16 protein-coding genes are annotated in these 18552 nt (G+C 45.5%); 14 read left to right on the forward strand and 2 right to left on the reverse strand.

Features of this window, described 5'->3' with window-relative positions; translation table 11 throughout:
• Positions 1-136: 136 nt before the first annotated feature.
• The 9 genes from K4I03_RS11465 (at position 137) to K4I03_RS11505 (ending at position 10062) form a co-directional block, all read left to right on the forward strand.
• Complete coding sequence (locus tag K4I03_RS11465) at positions 137-886, forward strand: CPBP family intramembrane glutamic endopeptidase (RefSeq protein WP_002908666.1); 750 nt, start codon at positions 137-139, stop codon at positions 884-886.
• A gap of 199 nt (positions 887-1085) precedes the next feature.
• On the forward strand, positions 1086-1343 hold the full coding sequence (locus tag K4I03_RS11470; RefSeq protein WP_002893837.1) for a hypothetical protein: 258 nt from the start codon (positions 1086-1088) through the stop codon (positions 1341-1343).
• A gap of 546 nt (positions 1344-1889) precedes the next feature.
• Positions 1890-3866, forward strand: a complete 1977-nt coding sequence (gene tkt / locus K4I03_RS11475) for a transketolase (protein WP_227965429.1) — start codon at positions 1890-1892, stop codon at positions 3864-3866.
• Positions 3867-4043: 177 nt separating this feature from the next.
• Complete coding sequence (yajC, locus tag K4I03_RS11480; protein WP_002926114.1) at positions 4044-4379, forward strand: preprotein translocase subunit YajC; 336 nt, start codon at positions 4044-4046, stop codon at positions 4377-4379.
• A 241-nt stretch (positions 4380-4620) separates the two neighbouring features.
• Positions 4621-5370: an isoprenyl transferase gene (locus K4I03_RS11485; protein ID WP_223337675.1), complete on the forward strand. Its 750-nt coding sequence runs from the start codon at positions 4621-4623 to the stop codon at positions 5368-5370.
• Between the two features lie 18 nt (positions 5371-5388).
• Positions 5389-6192 (forward strand): phosphatidate cytidylyltransferase, encoded by an 804-nt coding sequence (locus tag K4I03_RS11490; protein WP_227965430.1) that lies wholly within the window; start codon positions 5389-5391, stop codon positions 6190-6192.
• Positions 6193-6418: 226 nt separating this feature from the next.
• On the forward strand, positions 6419-7675 hold the full coding sequence (gene rseP, locus K4I03_RS11495) for an RIP metalloprotease RseP (protein ID WP_227965431.1): 1257 nt from the start codon (positions 6419-6421) through the stop codon (positions 7673-7675).
• A 65-nt stretch (positions 7676-7740) separates the two neighbouring features.
• Entirely contained in the window at positions 7741-9591 is a 1851-nt protein-coding gene (locus tag K4I03_RS11500) for a proline--tRNA ligase (RefSeq protein ID WP_227965432.1), read from the forward strand.
• A 90-nt stretch (positions 9592-9681) separates the two neighbouring features.
• Entirely contained in the window at positions 9682-10062 is a 381-nt protein-coding gene (locus tag K4I03_RS11505) for a PH domain-containing protein (protein ID WP_032916189.1), read from the forward strand.
• A 56-nt stretch (positions 10063-10118) separates the two neighbouring features.
• Here the strand turns inward: K4I03_RS11505 and K4I03_RS11510 are convergent, their stop codons facing one another.
• Positions 10119-10661 (reverse strand): DUF1307 domain-containing protein, encoded by a 543-nt coding sequence (locus K4I03_RS11510; protein WP_227965433.1) that lies wholly within the window; start codon positions 10659-10661, stop codon positions 10119-10121.
• A 166-nt stretch (positions 10662-10827) separates the two neighbouring features.
• Between K4I03_RS11510 and K4I03_RS11515 the strand changes: the two genes are divergently transcribed.
• From K4I03_RS11515 to K4I03_RS11535, 5 genes are all read left to right on the forward strand, one after another.
• Positions 10828-15216 carry a PolC-type DNA polymerase III gene (locus K4I03_RS11515; RefSeq protein ID WP_227965435.1) on the forward strand — a complete coding sequence of 1463 codons (4389 nt, stop codon included), beginning with the start codon at positions 10828-10830 and terminating at the stop codon, positions 15214-15216.
• An 11-nt stretch (positions 15217-15227) separates the two neighbouring features.
• The gene (locus tag K4I03_RS11520) at positions 15228-15914 is read left to right on the forward strand and encodes a class I SAM-dependent methyltransferase (protein WP_032906159.1); all 687 of its coding nucleotides are present in this window, start codon (positions 15228-15230) and stop codon (positions 15912-15914) included.
• A gap of 19 nt (positions 15915-15933) precedes the next feature.
• Positions 15934-16086: a hypothetical protein gene (locus tag K4I03_RS11525; protein ID WP_227965437.1), complete on the forward strand. Its 153-nt coding sequence runs from the start codon at positions 15934-15936 to the stop codon at positions 16084-16086.
• 21 nt (positions 16087-16107) lie between these two features.
• The gene (locus K4I03_RS11530; protein ID WP_125340337.1) at positions 16108-17349 is read left to right on the forward strand and encodes an aminopeptidase; all 1242 of its coding nucleotides are present in this window, start codon (positions 16108-16110) and stop codon (positions 17347-17349) included.
• Between the two features lie 94 nt (positions 17350-17443).
• Positions 17444-17674, forward strand: coding sequence for a GlsB/YeaQ/YmgE family stress response membrane protein (locus K4I03_RS11535; RefSeq protein ID WP_002908679.1), 231 nt, complete (start codon positions 17444-17446; stop codon positions 17672-17674).
• Positions 17675-17735: 61 nt separating this feature from the next.
• On the opposite strand, the gene def is transcribed toward K4I03_RS11535, so the two are convergent.
• On the reverse strand, positions 17736-18368 hold the full coding sequence (gene def / locus K4I03_RS11540; RefSeq protein WP_227965439.1) for a peptide deformylase: 633 nt from the start codon (positions 18366-18368) through the stop codon (positions 17736-17738).
• Positions 18369-18552: the final 184 nt, after the last annotated feature.

The raw sequence follows: 18552 nt of genomic DNA on the forward strand, positions 1-18552 counted from the left end.
TAGGAATTCCAAATTACTTTCTGTGAATAAATTAGTATCTATCACAACATCTCGACTAAATTCTCCTTGATATTGCTGAAGCAGTCGATGACTCGAATCAACCTAGCTTCTCTCAAATAAGAGAGATGAATAATTTTTGACGAAAGCAGACTGCTATGAAACAGTAACTACAATTAAGCACAATGTCATTATCTTTGCCATTCTCAGCACTCTATGCGGCTGGATTGGTTATGTTGTTGATAAAGTAACCGGCCAAGCTCTTTACGATAATATCGGAACAGAGATAGGAAGCGGCTCTTTAGGGATGCTGATTTGGCTGGTAACTCCGTTAATCTGTACCATCTTTCTCCGTAGCTTTGGCGGAGATAGCTGGAAAGAAGCAGGGTTTTCCATTAATTTTAAAGATAATAAAAAATTATACCTGATTAGTTTTTTAGTTTACCCACTTGTTACGATAATAGTGATATTCTTGGGACTGATGACGCAAGGCATCAGAGTGACAGATGTGAAGGTTGAGTTCACGGCCTATCTTGGCATCTTGCTCACACAGGTCGGAACTCAATTCATAAAAAATATTTTTGAAGAATCCGTTTGGAGGGCATATCTTACCAATCAATTAATCAAATTAAAATTATCTGACTTAAAACTATATCTACTTGTTGGCTTTATCTGGTGGATTTGGCATCTGCCTTACATTATGAAGTTTCTGTCTGAGAGAGAAATCCAAAATACCTTGCCGGTTGGAAGGTTTGCATTCTTCCTTATCGGGATGATAACTGTTGCATGCTGGACGGTCATGTATACAGAGATTTTTAGACTTACTAAGTCTGTCTGGCCGCTGGTAATTATGCACAACATAATACGGAAAGGCGAGCTAACAAAGTAAGAAAAGAAGATAATATTAATTCTTTTTTCTATCTTAATAGAGGCAAAAGGCTCTCATAAGTCTATAAAAGTGGGAAAAGTTGACATTTTAATGAGTTGTGTTCTAATTTTTTTGTACATTTTCAAGTTTTTATATATGTAAATGTCAGAAAAAAGTGTATAATGGATTAGTAAATTAAATTTTAGGAGAGGATTTAATTATGAAAAAGTTGGATATTACAACCATGCCCGACTATAGGAAAGTCGAGGCTGTTGTTCAGTTGTTAGTTAATGGAACCTTAACTAGTTATCGAATTGCGACGGATGCAAACATCAGCAAGATGAGTATCCTGACCTTAACTAAAGGGACCAGCAAAATTAAGAACATTACTTATCAAACTGCGATGGCCTTAATTAATTGGTATGAAGAAAACCATGAAAAATACGGCATCACTATTCATCAAAAGGCCGCAGGATAGTCTAAAACTATGATGTAGCTCAACCCTAACCCAGCTAACCATTGGATAGCTGGGTTTTTCTATGCCTCTTAATGAGACAAGCCGAGGGCGCAGTCGAATTTAGAGGCATTGATGCAGACTGAGCGCAAGCGAAGTCTACGTTCCGCTAATTTCTTAGCGATTGCCGGCTCGCAGAGTCGAGCAGAGCTTAGAGGCATAGATGCAGTTTGAGCGTAATCGAAAACTACGTTCTGTAAAAACTTAATGAGACAAGCCAGAGGCGCAGTCGGACTTAGGAGCAGCGATGCTCACTTTCTTACTTTTTTCTGTCCTTATGGGCAGATTTTGACAGTTCAAGAGTGAACAGTCACCTGTGTAATTCTTGGTCTTTTTGTTACCGTTTTCAAGATTTATAATAAATCTATAAAAAAGATGAGATTATCCCTATCTTGCGATATAGGGATAATTTTCTTATAATAGATATGAGACAATTTTTATCGTTTCTACGACCATTGTTTATCCTGTTCTGATGTCAGGACAGATTTTAGTAAAAATAAGGAGAATCTAATGTCACAATTATCAGTTAATGCCATTCGCTTTTTAGGGATTGACGCGATTGAAAAGTCTAAGTCAGGTCACCCTGGCGTAGTCATGGGTGCTGCACCGATGGCTTATGACTTGTTTACTAAACAACTTCGTATCAATCCAGAAGAGCCAAACTGGATTAACCGCGATCGCTTCGTCCTATCTGCAGGACATGGCTCTATGTTGCTTTATGCCTTGCTTCATCTGTCTGGCTTTAAAGATGTCAGTATGGAGGAAATCAAAAACTTCCGCCAATGGGGTTCTAAGACACCAGGTCACCCAGAGTTTGGCCACACAGCTGGTGTTGATGCTACTACTGGCCCACTGGGACAGGGGATTTCTACAGCTACTGGATTTGCTCAGGCAGAGCGTTTCTTGGCTGCTAAGTATAATCGTGAAGGCTATCCAATTTTTGACCACTATACTTATGTCATCTGTGGTGATGGTGATTTGATGGAGGGGGTTTCAGCTGAAGCTGCTTCTTATGCTGGTCTGCAAAAGCTGGACAAGCTGGTTGTTCTCTATGATTCAAATGATATCAACCTAGATGGAGAGACTAAGGATTCCTTTACAGAAGATGTTCGTGCCCGCTATGAAGCCTACGGTTGGCATACTGCTTTGGTGGAAGACGGAACAGACCTTGCAGCGATTGATGCAGCCATCAATGAAGCTAAGGCTTCCGGCAAACCATCTTTGATTGAAGTTAAGACGGTTATCGGTTATGGTTCTCCAAACAAGCAAGGAACGAATGCAGTGCACGGTGCGCCTCTGGGAGCAGAAGAAGCGGAAGCTACTCGTAAAGCCTTGGGCTGGGACTATGCGCCATTTGAGATTCCTGAGGAAGTCTATGCTGACTACCGTACAAATGTAGCAGAGCGTGGTGCCGCAGCATACGATGCTTGGAAACAGCTAGTAGAGGACTACAAGCAAGCCCATCCAGAATTGGCAGCAGAAGTAGCAGCTATCATTGCTGGTCAGGATCCAGTAGAAATCAAACCAGAAGACTTCCCAGTGCTTGAAAATGGCTTCTCTCAAGCGACCCGTAATTCCAGTCAGGATGCCCTCAATGCAGCAGCTAAGGTCCTTCCAACTTTCCTTGGCGGTTCTGCTGACTTGGCTCATTCTAATATGACCTACATCAAGGAAGACGGCCTGCAGGATGATGCCCACCGTCTCAACCGCAACATCCAGTTTGGTGTGCGCGAGTTTGCTATGGGAACAATTCTTAACGGTATGGCGCTTCATGGTGGTCTTCGTGTTTACGGTGGTACATTCTTCGTATTCTCAGACTATGTTAAGGCAGCTGTCCGTTTGTCTGCCCTTCAAGGCTTGCCAGTGACTTATGTCTTCACGCATGACTCTATTGCAGTAGGTGAAGACGGTCCGACTCACGAACCGATTGAGCATTTGGCTGGTCTGCGTGCCATTCCAAACCTGACTGTTTTCCGTCCAGCAGACGCACGTGAAACTCAGGCAGCTTGGTACTTGGCCCTTAAGAGCCAATCCACTCCGACTGCTCTGGTCTTGACCCGTCAAAATCTGACAGTCGAAGAAGGCACAAACTTTGACAAGGTAGCTAAAGGTGCTTATGTGGTCTACGAAACAGGGGCAGATTTCGATACCATCTTGCTGGCTTCTGGTTCTGAGGTTAATTTGGCTGTTGCAGCTGCTAAAGCACTTGCAGCAGAAGGCGCTAAAATTCGTGTGGTCAGCGTGCCATCAACAGAGCTTTTTGATGCTCAAGATGCAGTCTACAAAGAAGAAATTCTGCCTAATGCAGTTCGTCGTCGCGTAGCGATCGAGATGGCAGCTAGCCAGCCTTGGTACAAGTATATCGGTCTAGACGGTGCAGTTATCGGAATCGATCAATTCGGTGCATCTGCTCCGGCAGGCAAGGTTCTGGAAGAATATGGCTTTACAGTTGAGCATGTAGCAGAAGTTGTTAAAAATCTTAAATAAAAAGACATAAAATCAGGGTATTAGTCATCCTGATTTTTACTTTTTAAAAAATGTGGTTAGGCCAGTCATGCTTCATCCGACTTGAGACGGACTTTGCCTGAAAAGTCAGAATCGTCTTGTAAAAATAAGGGAAATCTGCTATAGTAGTTCATATATGACATTCGAAGGAGAAAAGATATGAATCCAATTATGCTTATTGTATTTGCGGTTGTACTGGTAGGGATGACTTATTTCCAGATGCGTGCCCAAAAGAAACAGGCTCAGCAGCGTATGGAAAGCCTTAACAAGCTGCAAAAGGGTTATGAAGTCATTACCATCGGCGGTTTGTATGGAACGGTAGATGAAGTGGACACAGACAAGAAAACAGTTGTTCTGGATGTGGACGGTGTTTACCTGACCTTTGAACTGACAGCTATTAAGACTGTACTGCCATTGACTGAGGGGATTCCTGCTGTTGCTGGCGGTGAGGGAAGCGTTGACCTTCCCGAGGAAGAATCAGCGATTGAAGAGTAAAGAAATAAACAGCTTGCGGGCTGTTTTTTTGTTTTGACTCATGTGGCTAGGAGGTGTTTGATTGCAACCTTATCTGCCTTGCGGTTTGGACAGGCTGAGTGAGTTTTAACTGAGTTTGGATTCTCCGGTTGACATTCTGTCCTTATTTTATATCCTCAGGCTTGAAAAAGCGGATGAATTGCCCACATTCCAAGGATTTATGATATAATGAACTGACAAAACTTTAAATAGGATAAAAAGTATGTTTAGTTTTAAGAAAAAAGAAAAGCTGAACGCACCGCTGAATGTTCCCAAACACATTGCTGTTATCATGGACGGCAACGGCCGCTGGGCCAAAAAAAGGATGCAGCCGCGCGTGTTCGGTCATAAGGCTGGCATGGAAACCTTGCAAAGGGTGACGATTGCTGCCAAGGAAATGGGTGTTCAGGTCTTGACTGTCTATGCCTTTTCAACGGAAAATTGGTCTCGGCCGGAAAAGGAAGTTTCTTTTATTATGAATCTGCCGGTTGAATTTTACGACCGCTATGTGCCGGATCTGCACAAGAACAATGTTAAAATCCAGATGATTGGTGATACGGCTAAGCTTCCTAAGGCGACATTTGAAGCTCTGGAAAAGGCCGAAAGCCTGACCAAGCTCAATACAGGTTTGATTCTCAATTTTGCTCTAAACTACGGTGGCCGATATGAGATCAATCAGGCGGTTAAACTGATTGCTCAGGATGTTCTGGATGCCAAACTCAGTCCTGGTGACATTACTGAGGAAGTCATTGGCAACTACCTCTATACCAGCAACTTGCCTAAGATGCTGCGCGATCCGGATCTGGTGATTCGGACCAGTGGAGAGCTACGTCTCAGCAATTTTCTGCCTTGGCAGTCAGCCTACAGTGAGCTGTATTTTACGGACATTCTCTGGCCTGACTTTGATGAGAAGGCTTTGAAGGCTGCAATTGCAGAATACAGCCGTCGGAATCGACGCTTTGGCGGTGTTTAAGGGAGAAAGTAAAAAAGTATGAGTAAAAATTTACAAAAACGTCTAATCTTTGGAGGAATCGCTCTTGCTATTTTTATTCCTCTGGTATTGACTGGAGGAGTTATCTTTCAGATTTTTGTAGGGCTGTTGGCTATGCTGGCGGTGCATGAATTTCTCCAAATGAAAGGCCTGCCAACAGCGACCATCGAAGGTGTCTTGGCCATGCTGGCAGCCTTTGTCCTGACCCTGCCCTTGGAGAACTATCTGAAGTTTCTGCCAGTGGATGGCAATGTCGTGGCCTATGGCTTGGTCGTCTTTCTTCTGTTGATTTCGACTGTTCTAGGTTCAAACTACACCTTTGAAGATGCTGCCTATCCGATTGCAGCTAGTTTTTATGTCGGTCTTGGCTTCAATGCCTTGATTGATGCCCGCTTGATGAATATTGACAAGGTCCTGCTAGCTCTCTTTATCGTCTGGGCTACTGACAGTGGAGCTTATCTGGTCGGGGTGCGTTTCGGTAAAAGAAAGCTGGCGCCGAGAGTTTCTCCTAATAAGACTATTGAAGGAAGCCTGGGCGGCATTCTATCAGCTGTTCTAGTGACTGGAATCTTTATGTTGGTTCGACCGCAAGTGTACGCTACTTATAATGCCCTCGTCTTTTTGATTCTGGCAGTGCTCTTTAGTATTGCAGGCCAGCTGGGTGATTTGGTCGAAAGCTCAATCAAGCGCCATTTCGGGGTCAAGGATTCTGGTAAATTCATTCCTGGTCACGGCGGTGTCTTGGATCGCTTTGACAGCCTTCTCTTCGTCTTTCCGCTGATGCATTTTTTCGGCTTGTTCTAAGACAGTCGAGCATAGCTGAAAGTAAGGGACGGTAGGTTTGTCCAAAGACCGCACAATCTGAGAAGGAACTAGGATTTAGAGCTCAAAATTTTGAGTTGAGCTTGTAACCTATTTTCAAAAGTGTCAGCTATGCAGGGGCGGAAAGCTCGGTATTTGGCCGTTTTCTGCTCCTTCTTTGATTTAAAGAAAAAATATGATTTCTAGGAAAGGTAAAATATAGAAGTCCATGCAGTTTATAACCTTTATTATTATTTTTGGGATCATTGTGGTGGTCCATGAGTTCGGACACTTCTACTTTGCGAAGAAGTCCGGCATTTTGGTCAGAGAGTTCGCTATCGGTATGGGACCCAAGATTTTCTCCCATATTGGCAAGGATGGGACGGCCTATACGATTCGGATTTTACCCTTGGGGGGCTATGTGCGCATGGCCGGCTGGGGGGAAGATTCCACTGACATTAAGGTGGGGACACCGGCTAGTCTGACCTTGGATGCAGAGGGCAAGGTGGTTCGCATCAATCTCTCTGGCAAAAAGGTTGACCAGACAGCTCTGCCCATGAATGTGACCGGCTTTGACTTTGAGGAAAAGCTGGAAATCACAGGTCTGGTTCTTGACGAGCTCAAGACTTATGCAGTAGATCATGATGCAACGATTGTTGAAGAAGACGGCACTGAGGTGCGGATTGCACCGCTGGATGTTCAATATCAGAATGCTAGTATCTGGGGCCGCCTCATCACCAACTTTGCTGGGCCTATGAATAACTTCATCCTGAGCGTGCTGGTATTTATGCTGTTGGCCTTTGTTCAGGGCGGCGTTCGTGATGAAAACAGCAATCATTTTCAAGTCATGGATGGTAGTGCTATAGCAGCTGCTGGGGTTCAAAATAATGACCAAATCCTTAAGATTAATGATTATGAGATTAGCAACTGGGCGGATCTAACCAGTGCTCTGGCCAAAATCACAGCCAAGAGTAAGGAAGCGCCGACCTTGTCAGTTACCTACAAGCACGGCAGCGAAACGAAAGAGATTACCGTACAGCCTAAAAAAGACGGCAATCGCTATCTGCTAGGTGTATCCCCGACAGTCAAAACAGGCTTCTGGGACAAGGTCATTGGCGGCTTTACTGCTGCTTGGGCTACAACGGTTCGTATCTTGTCAGCTCTGAAAGATATTGTCTTCAACTTCAATATCAATAAGCTGGGCGGTCCGGTCGCTATTTACAATTTCAGCAGTCAGGCTGCGGAGCAAGGCTTGCCAGCAGTCCTCAGCCTTTTGGCAATGCTGTCGCTCAATATCGGTATTTTCAACCTGATTCCCATTCCAGCCTTGGACGGCGGAAAAATCGTCCTCAATATTCTGGAGGCTATTCGCAGAAAACCGCTGAAAAGAGAAACGGAGACCTATATCACTCTGTCTGGAGTGGCTATTATGGTCATCCTGATGATTGCCGTTACCTGGAACGATATTATGAAATTATTCTTCTAAGAGTCCGAAGCTCATAGAGCCATGAAAAAGAAATTATTCAATGAAAGTCAAGGAGTTTTGTTTTTATGAAACAAAGTAAAATGTTAATTCCAACCCTGCGTGAGATGCCTAGCGATGCTCAAGTTATTAGCCACGCTCTTATGCTACGGGCTGGCTATGTCCGTCAGGTTTCAGCTGGAGTCTATTCTTATCTGCCACTGGCCAATCGCGTGATTGAAAAAGCCAAAAAAATCATGCGGGAAGAGTTTGACAAGATTGGTGCAGTGGAGATGCTGGCGCCTGCCCTGCTCAGTGCAGACCTCTGGCGCGAGTCTGGCCGTTATGAGACCTATGGTGAAGACCTCTATAAACTGAAAAATCGTGAGAAATCGGACTTTATCCTAGGGCCAACCCATGAGGAAACCTTTACAGCTATCGTCCGTGATTCGGTTAAATCCTATAAACAGCTGCCACTCAATCTCTATCAGATTCAGCCTAAATACCGTGATGAAAAGCGTCCTCGTAACGGGCTCTTGCGGACGCGTGAGTTTATCATGAAAGATGCCTACAGTTTCCACGCTAACTATGACAGCTTGGATGTAGCTTATGATGAATACAAGTCTGCCTATGAGAAAATCTTTACCCGCAGCGAGCTAGATTTTAAAGCTATTATTGGTGATGGCGGTGCCATGGGAGGCAAGGACAGCCAAGAATTCATGGCCATTACGCCAGACCGGACGGATGTGAACCGCTGGGTGGTTTTGGACAAATCTGTAGCCAGCTTTGATGAGATTCCTGAGGATGTTCAGGAGGCTATTCGGACAGAATTGACCAGCTGGATGGTATCTGGCGAGGATACCATTGCCTACTCCAGTGAGTCTAGCTATGCTGCCAACCTTGAAATGGCGACGGATGAATACAAGCCTGCAGGACGTGTCGTGACTGAGGAAGAAGTTGCCCGCGTTTCAACGCCTGACTGCAAGACCATTGACGAAGTTGCTGCCTTCCTTGGGCTAGATGAAAGCCAGACAATCAAGACCTTGGTTTATATGGCTGACGAATCTCCTGTCGTAGCACTTTTGGTCGGCAATGACCAGCTTAATGAAGTCAAGCTGAAAAATCATTTGGCAGCAGATTTCTTTGATGTGGCGAGTGAGGATGAAGTCCGTCAGCTCTTGGGAGCGGGATTTGGCTCACTAGGGCCAGTTAATCTGCCAGAAGGCGTGAGAATCATTGCTGACCGCAAGGTGCAAGACCTAGCTAACGCTGTGGTTGGCGCTAACGAAGATGGTTACCACTTGACCGGTGTCAATCCAGGTCGTGACTTTACAGCTGAGTATGTGGATATCCGTGAAGTTCGTGAAGGTGAGATTTCGCCAGACGGTCAAGGCATCCTCAAGTTTGCTCGAGGGATTGAGATTGGACACATCTTCAAGCTGGGAACTCGCTACTCTGACAGCATGAACGCTAATGTCTTGGACGAAAATGGCCGAGCAGTACCGCTGATTATGGGTTGCTACGGTATCGGTGTCAGCCGTCTCCTGTCCGCTGTTATGGAGCAGCATGCTCGTCTCTTTGTTAATAAAACTCCTAAGGGAGAATTCCGCTATGCTTGGGGCATTAACTTCCCGAAAGAGCTGGCACCATTTGATGTGCACCTGATTCCGGTCAATGTCAAGGACGAGGAAGCCTTGACTCTAACTGACCAAATCGAGGCTAACTTGCTGAGTGCCGGTTATGAGGTCTTGGTGGATGATCGCAATGAGCGCGCTGGTGTTAAGTTCAGCGACAGCGATTTGATTGGTCTCCCAATCCGTGTGACAGTTGGTAAGAAAGCTGCAGAAGGCATTGTCGAAGTTAAGATTAAGGCTACTGGCGATACCATTGAAGTCCACGCCGATAATCTGCTAGAAACCTTGTCTATTTTGACAAAATAAAACAAACTGCCAGTTTTATCTGGCAGTTTTCTTTTGCTTATTGGAGGTGAAAATGCTATAGTAGGAAAAAATAGATTGGAGGACCGATTGATGGGATTATTCGGCGGTTTATTAGGCAATGCCTCTCAGAAAGATATTGAAAAAACAGAAAGACAATTGGAGGATATTCTGACAACAACAGAGAATGTAGAACTGGCTTTTAGCCTCATTCGTGACTTGATTGTCTTTACAGATAAGCGGTTAATCTTGGTCGACAAGCAGGGAATGACTGGCAAAAAGACTTCCTATAAGTCCTTTCCTTATCGCTCTATCAGTCGCTTCTCAGTAGAAACAGCCGGTCATTTCGACTTAGATGCTGAGCTGAAAATTTGGGTTTCCAGCGCTCAAGAGCCAGCAGAAGTCCTGCAATTTACCAGCGATCGCAGCGTCATCGCCATCCAAAAGGCCTTGGCAGAAGCGGTGTTAAGATAGACGGAAAAAGCCTTCTGAGTATTAACTGTAAAGTTAAATCACTCAGAAAGCTTTTTTTATTCTTCTTTAAGTCCTTGCCCCTTCAAATAATCAAAGACAACTTCTGGTTTATCTTGGAGTTTTTTGAAGAAAGTCTGACTACTTTCAGAGTCACTTGCTGATTGAATCAACTGTTCTTGATCTATTTTGCTGAGATCAAAGTCAAAAATGGCTATAGCGTTTTTCTTGTCTTCAGAAATTTTAAGATGAATTTTAAGTCCTTTTAGTTTTTCTTGATTTTCAATCATGGGACTTTTCTTAAGATCTTCTCTATAGGATTTCGTTAATTCTTCGACGCTCATTTTTTGATTTTCTTCAGGGATGGCCTGGCTGGAAATGAGCTGGAAAGATAGGATCTTGTCTTTAGTATAGAAAAGTTTGACTGAATTAGTATAATACTCATCAATTTTATTAGAAAAAGTTTTTGTCTTCGTCTTTTCTTCTTTAGTCTTGCTTTGACTCTGATTTTGCTTGGGCTTGTTTTCTTGCTTATGCTGATTAGGCATACTGCAGGCAGTCAGGGTCAGCAGACAAGCACTGAATAAGAGAATTTTCTTCACAATTAAGACTCCTTTTGATAAATGTTCTGTTCTATTATATCATAACTTAGCTCCAGGAAGAATGTCTTAATAATTGTGTAGGAGTCGCGCTTTGTCCTACTCTTTTTCTATCGAAAAAAGTGCTGATTTATGGTAAAATAGGGTCACTACTGTACGAGGAAATGTCATGTCAAACAAGTTTGAAATTTTAATGAATCAGCTGGATATGCCACTGGAAATGAGAAATTCAGAGGCCTTTTTGAATGCAGAAATCGAGAAGGTTCTGGTCCACAAGGTCAGTCGGGTCTGGGAGTTTCATTTTTCTTTTGCGAATATTCTGCCCATTGAGATTTTTCGGGAATTGCAGAAGCGCTTAGCTCAAGAGTTTTCTAAGACTGGCAATCAAGCTATTTTTGAAATTCACTGTCAGGCTCCTCGGGTGTCGGATGAGCTCTTACAGGCTTATTACCAGCTAGCCTTTGAGGAAGGTCCATGTGCCAGTCATGGCTTTAAAAGCCTGTATCAGGATTTGCGGGTTCATTTGGATGGGGACAAGCTGCTGATTGAGGGGGCTTCGACCATTGATACGGAGCATTTTCGCAAGAATCATCTGCCCAACCTCAGCCAGCAGTTGGTCAAGTACGGCTTTCCTCAGTTGACCTGTCAGGTTCAGCACAGCGATGAGCTGACCCAGCAGCAAGCAGAGAATTTCCAGGCGGAGAATGATAAGATTGTCCAAGCGGCCAATGAAGAAGCGCTCAAAGCCATGGAATCCCTGCAGCAGATGGCACCACCGCCGGAGGAAAAGCCGGCCTATGACTTCCAAGCTCGTAAGGCTGCGGCTAAACCAAAGCTGGACAAGGCAGAGATTACCCCGATGATTGAAGTTCAGACTGAGGAAAACCGTCTGGTCTTCGAGGGAATGGTCTTTGACTTGGAGCAGAAGGTCACTCGGACCGGCCGGGTCTTGCTCAATTTCAAGATGACAGACTACACTTCTAGCTTTTCCTTGCAGAAATGGATGAAAAACGACGAAGAAGCCAAGAAGTTTGACATGATTAAGAAAGGCGCTTGGCTGCGCGTGCGGGGAAATGTGGAGATGAACAATTTCACCCGCGACCTGACCATGAATGTGCAGGCTGTGCAGGCTGTTACTCACTATGAGCGCAAGGATCTGATGCCTGAGGGTCAGAAGCGGGTTGAATTTCACGCTCATACCAATATGTCTACTATGGACGCTCTGCCTGAGGTAGAGGAAATCGTGGCAACGGCAGCTAAGTGGGGCCACAAGGCTGTCGCCATTACCGACCATGGCAATGTGCAGAGCTTTCCCCATGGCTACAAGGCTGCAAAGAAGGCTGGTATTCAGCTGATTTACGGTATGGAGGCCAATATTGTAGAAGACCGAGTGCCTATCGTCTACAATGAAGTGGACATGGAGCTGAGCGATGCGACCTATGTTGTCTTTGACGTGGAAACGACGGGGCTTTCAGCGGTCTACAATGACTTGATTCAAGTCGCTGCTAGCAAGATGCACAAGGGCAATATCATCGCTGAGTTTGATGAGTTTATCAATCCGGGCCATCCTCTGTCGGCCTTTACGACGGATCTGACCGGGATTACAGATGAGCATGTCCGCAATGCAAAGCCACTTGAGCAAGTGCTGAAAGAGTTTCAGGAATTTTGCCAGGACAGTGTCCTCGTTGCCCATAATGCCACCTTTGACGTGGGCTTTATGAATGTCAACTATGAGCGGCATGGCCTGCCGAAAATCACTCAGCCAGTCATTGACACGCTGGAATTTGCCCGCAACCTCTATCCGGAGTACAAGCGCCATGGTCTGGGGCCTTTGACCAAGCGTTTCCAGATTGCTCTGGAGCACCACCATATGGCCAACTATGACGCGGAAGCGACGGGTCGCCTCCTCTTTATCTTTATCAAGGATGTGGCTGAAAAGCATGGTGTGACCAATCTCAAGGATTTGAATACGGATCTGGTCGATGAGAATTCTTACAAGAAAGCTCGGGTCAAGCATGCGACCATTTATGTGAAAAATCAGACGGGACTCAAGAATATTTTTAAGTTAGTCAGTCTGTCCAATACTAAGTATTTCGAAGGTGTCCCTCGGATTCCACGAACCGTGCTGGATGCCCATCGAGAAGGCCTGATTTTAGGCTCAGCCTGTTCAGAAGGCGAAGTCTATGACGCCGTTGTCTCTCAGGGGGTGGATGCGGCTGTCGAAGTAGCCAAGTATTATGACTTTATCGAGGTCATGCCGCCGGCTATCTATGAGCCGCTGATTGCCAAGGAGCAGATCAAGGACCAGGAAGAACTGCAGACCATTATTCGCAATCTGATTGAGGTCGGAGACCGCTTGGGCAAGCCTGTCCTTGCGACGGGGAACGTCCACTATATCGAGCCGGAAGAAGAAATCTACCGGGAGATTATCGTCCGGAGTCTTGGTCAGGGAGCTATGATTAACCGAACCATTGGTCACGGTGAAAATGCCCAGCCGGCTCCGCTTCCTAAGGCTCACTTCCGGACCACCAATGAGATGCTAGACGAATTTGCCTTTCTAGGCGAGGATTTGGCTAAGAAGCTGGTCATCACCAATCCGAATCAGCTGGCCGAGACCTTTGAGCCGGTTGAGGTAGTTAAGGGGGACCTCTATACGCCTTTCATTGAAAAGGCCGAGGAAACAGTTGCCGAGTTGACCTATCAAAAAGCCTTTGAGATTTATGGCAATCCGCTGCCAGATATCGTGGACTTACGGATTGAAAAAGAGCTGACCTCCATCTTGGGGAATGGTTTTGCCGTGATTTATCTGGCTTCGCAGATGCTGGTGCAGCGCTCCAATGAGCGGGGCTATCTGGTAGGTTCACGGGGGTCTGTCGGATCCAGTTTTGTCGCGACCATGATTGGGATTACCGAGGTTAATCCTCTGTCACCCCACTATGTCTGTGGCAAATGCCAATACAGCGAGTTCATCACGGATGGATCCTATGGTTCTGGCTTCGATATGCCGGATAAGGACTGTCCAGAGTGCGGCCACAAGCTGAGCAAGAACGGTCAGGATATTCCATTTGAGACCTTCCTTGGATTTGACGGGGACAAGGTACCCGATATTGACTTGAACTTCTCCGGAGAAGATCAGCCAAGCGCCCATTTGGACGTGCGGGATATCTTTGGTGCGGAGTATGCCTTTCGGGCTGGTACCGTTGGTACCGTTGCGGCTAAGACGGCCTATGGATTTGTCAAGGGCTATGAGCGCGATTACGGGAAGTTCTATCGGGACGCCGAAGTTGAGCGTCTGGCGCAGGGAGCTGCCGGAGTCAAGCGGACGACTGGACAACACCCGGGCGGAATCGTTGTTATCCCTAACTACATGGATGTTTATGACTTTACACCGGTCCAATATCCAGCTGACGATGTGACGGCCGAGTGGCAGACCACCCACTTCAACTTCCACGATATCGATGAAAATGTCCTCAAGCTAGACGTTCTGGGACACGATGATCCGACCATGATTCGGAAGCTTCAGGACTTATCTGGCATTGATCCTAATGACATTCCTATGGATGATGCTGGCGTCATGGCCCTCTTTTCTGGAACAGACATTCTGGGTGTGACTCAGGAACAAATCGGCACGCCGACTGGTATGCTGGGAATTCCGGAGTTTGGGACTAATTTTGTACGGGGCATGGTTGATGAGACCCATCCGACAACTTTTGCCGAACTCTTACAGCTATCTGGTCTCTCTCATGGTACGGACGTTTGGCTGGGCAATGCTCAGGACTTGATTAAGCAAGGGATTGCCGACCTGTCCACTGTTATCGGTTGTCGGGACGACATCATGGTTTACCTCATGCACAAGGGCTTGGATCCTAAGATGGCCTTTACAATCATGGAGCGCGTGCGGAAGGGTCTTTGGCTGAAGATTTCTGAAGAAGAGCGCAATGGCTACATCGCAGCCATGAAGGAAAACAATGTGCCAGAATGGTACATCGAGTCCTGTGGAAAAATCAAGTACATGTTCCCCAAGGCCCATGCGGCAGCCTATGTTATGATGGCCCTGCGAGTGGCCTACTTCAAGGTACATCATCCGATTTATTACTACTGTGCTTATTTCTCCATTCGAGCTAAGGCCTTTGATATCAAGACCATGAGTGGCGGACTTGATGCCGTCAAGCGTCGGATGAACGAAATCGCTGAGAAGCGTAAGAACAACGAAGCCTCCAATGTAGAAATTGACCTTTATACAACCTTGGAAATCGTCAATGAAATGCTGGAGCGGGGTTTCAAATTCGGAAAGTTAGATCTCTACAAGAGCCATGCAACTGAGTTTCTCATCGAAGGAGATACCCTTATTCCACCATTCTCCGCTATGGACGGTCTGGGTGACAACGTTGCCCGCCAAGTAGTCAGAGCGCGCGAAGAAGGCGAATTTCTCTCTAAGACAGAACTCCGCAAACGCGGCGGCCTCTCTAGCACCCTAGTCGAAAAAATGGACGACATGGGTATTCTAGGAAATATGCCCGAGGATAACCAGTTGAGTCTGTTTGATGAGTTTTTTTAAGAAGGATGTTTATGGAAAATATTACGGAACAATTTAATGCGGTTGCTTTAGAATATGATTGGGTAACTACTCTTTTGGAAGGCAAGCCCGATTATCTACTGGATAATTTGCCTGACCGTAGAGTTTCCGCTTTGGATATTGGTTGTGGCGGAGGGAATACCTGCATTTTTCTGTCTTCATATTTTCAACATGTGACAGGAATAGATCTTTCTGTGGATTTTCTGCAGATAGCAAAAGATAAAGTAGAAAAAGAAGATTTACAGAATGTAGAATTACTGCAGGATGATTTTTTAACCGCTGTTTTTGAGAAACAATTTGATTTTATTTTCAGTCGAACGACATTTCATCATTTGGACATCCCTGAAGCTTTGGAAAAATGTAAGAAATTACTAAAGCCAGGTGGCATCCTGTTTGTTATGGACAATGTATCAGAAAAGCCCACTCCTTCAACTTGGACCTATGTTGTAGGCGCTTATTTAGATTTTCCTCGACACTGGAAAAGATTCGGCTTGAAAAATGCCAGAAGAATCTTCAAACATAGCACCTCCAAATCTTGGCTCAATCATTTAGCAACAGATCGCTACCTTTCTAAAAAAGGATATGAAGAGATTTATGGGAAGTTGCTGCCAGGCTGTAAATTAATTCAGGATGGTTGGAATATGAAAGTCATCTGGCATCATAAACCAATAGATGGTTAACAAAGGAAAGGACTCTCTCATGAAACTTAGAATAAATGCCGAAGATAAGCCTGCGCAAAAGGTGTTTGATTACCAGCTGGATCTTGACCCAGATACAATTTTGAAAATGCCCGCTTTGATTTGCGGCACTGTGGCAGCGGTTAGCCTGCTGTCCTTGTTTAAAGAGAAATAACAAAAGAAAAGGAGAAGCAGCATGGTTCTGCCAAATTTTAAAGAAAACTTAGAAAAATACGCTAAACTATTGGTTGCCAATGGTATCAATGTGCAGCCGGGTCACACGGTGGCGCTCAATATTGATGTGGAGCAGCGTGAGCTGGCTCACTTGATTGTCAAGGAAGCCTATGCTCTGGGTGCTCACGAGGTCATCGTCCAGTGGGCGGATGATTTGACTACGCGGGAGAAATTCCTCCATGCGCTAATGGAGCGCTTGGACAATGTTCCAGACTATAAGGTGGCTGAGATGAACTATCTCCTCGAAAAGAAAGCTAGCCGCTTGGGCGTTCGTTCATCTGATCCGGGGGCTTTGAACGGCGTGGATGCTGAGAAATTATCAGCTTCTGCTAAGGCTATGGGGATAGCCATGAAGCCGATGCGGATTGCAACCCAATCCAATAAAGTCAGCTGGACAGTCGCTGCAGCAGCCGGTACAGAGTGGGCTAAGAAGGTCTTTCCAAACGCAGCCAGTGATGAGGAAGCGGTAGACTTGCTTTGGGATCAGATTTTCAAAACCTGCCGTGTCTATGAGAATGATCCAGTAGCCGCTTGGCAGGCGCATGAAGAAAAACTCAGCTCAAAAGCTAAGGTTTTAAACGAGGAGCAATTCACAGCTCTGCACTACACAGCTCCTGGAACTGACTTGACATTGGGCTTGCCCAAGAACCATCACTGGGAGTCAGCTGGCAGTCTAAATGCTCAGGGCGAGTATTTCATTGCCAACATGCCGACAGAAGAGGTCTTTACAGCACCGGACTTCCGCCGAGCTGAAGGTTATGTGACTAGCACCAAGCCTCTCAGCTACAATGGCAACATCATCGAAGGCATCAAGGTGACCTTCAAGGATGGCCAGATTGTGGACATTACTGCTGAAAAGGGCGATCAAGTTATGAAGGATCTTGTCTTTGAAAATGCTGGTGCGCGTGCTTTAGGTGAGTGTGCCTTGGTACCAGATCCAAGTCCGATTTCTCAGTCAGGCATTACTTTCTTCAATACTCTCTTTGATGAAAATGCTTCTAACCACTTGGCTATCGGTGCAGCCTATGCGACTAGTGTGGTCGGTGGAGAGAATTTCTCTGAAGAAGAGCTTGAAGCAGCGGGTCTCAACCGCTCGGATGTCCATGTGGACTTTATGATTGGCTCTGGTCAGATGGATATTGACGGTATCCGAGAAGACGGCAGCCGTGTAGCAATCTTTAGAAATGGAGACTGGGCAATCTAAGATTTCGAGTTGCCTTAAATGGCGCATTCCATAATGATAGCTTCCACTTGCTTCTTTAGAAGCCTTGCTAGAAATATAGAAAGAAGGGGAATATATGATTGGTAGTATGTTTGTCGGTTTTATCATCGGCCTTATCGCCGGGGCTATTACCAGCCGTGGGGAGCGCATGGGCTGTATCGGAAAAATCCTCTTGGGTTGGTTTGGTTCCTTGATTGGTCAATTTCTCTTTGGTCATTGGGGACCAATGCTGGCTGATACAGCTGTTGTTCCATCAGTGCTAGGAGCAGTTATCCTCTTGGCTATTTTCTGGAGACGGGATAGTTAGATAGAAAAAAATACCTAGATAGTTTCTATCTAGGTATTTTCGATAATGATATGCAAGTTATTTACTCAATCACCAACATGCCGTCTTTGACTGCAAATGGGTCTTTTTCATTAATACGGTCGTAGAACATGATGCCGTTGATATGGTCGATTTCATGCTGAACAACGATGGCATTATAGCCCTTGAGCTTGATACGATGCTTTTGACCGTCCTTGTCAAAGTAATCCACGGTGACTCGCGCATGCCGAACCACGTAGCCTGGTACTTCTCGATCGACTGACAGGCAGCCTTCACCATCAGCTAAGGCTGCATCCTGAACGGAATGGGCCACAATCTTAGGATTGTACATCAGCGTTTGCAGGCTATAAGCTTCCTTAGGTGGATTGCCCTCTTCGTCGTCAGGGTTGGGAACTAAAACAGCGATGAGCCGTTTAGAAATATCCAGCTGGGGAGCAGCTAGACCAACACCACCGCGCAAGCCCATTTTTTCAGCCATGACAGGGTCCTGAGAATGTTTCAGAAATTGCATCATCTTCTCGCCCAGAATGATTTCCTGGTCTGATAGAGGGAAACTGACTTCCTCAGCGACAGCGCGCAGGGTCGGATTGCCCTCGCGGATAATGTCCTTCATATCAATTAAATGGGCTGGTTTGGTTAATCGTTCAATAACAGATGTTTTTTCACTCACAGACATGATTCTCTCCTTTTTCTATCCTTCATCATAACATAAAACCAGCAAGAAATAAAGGCGGGAGCGGTTTTGACTGGCTGGGGGTGCCTGCTTTTGAATGGAGCAACAGCGACCCATAATATTCCTGACAAAGAAATTGCGTCTTGGCTCAAAAAACTGTATGATAGAGGTAGTGTGAATTTTAAAG

Source organism: Streptococcus sanguinis, from assembly GCF_020729725.1.
In the GTDB taxonomy this organism is placed as follows: Bacteria; Bacillota; Bacilli; order Lactobacillales; family Streptococcaceae; genus Streptococcus; species Streptococcus sanguinis_V.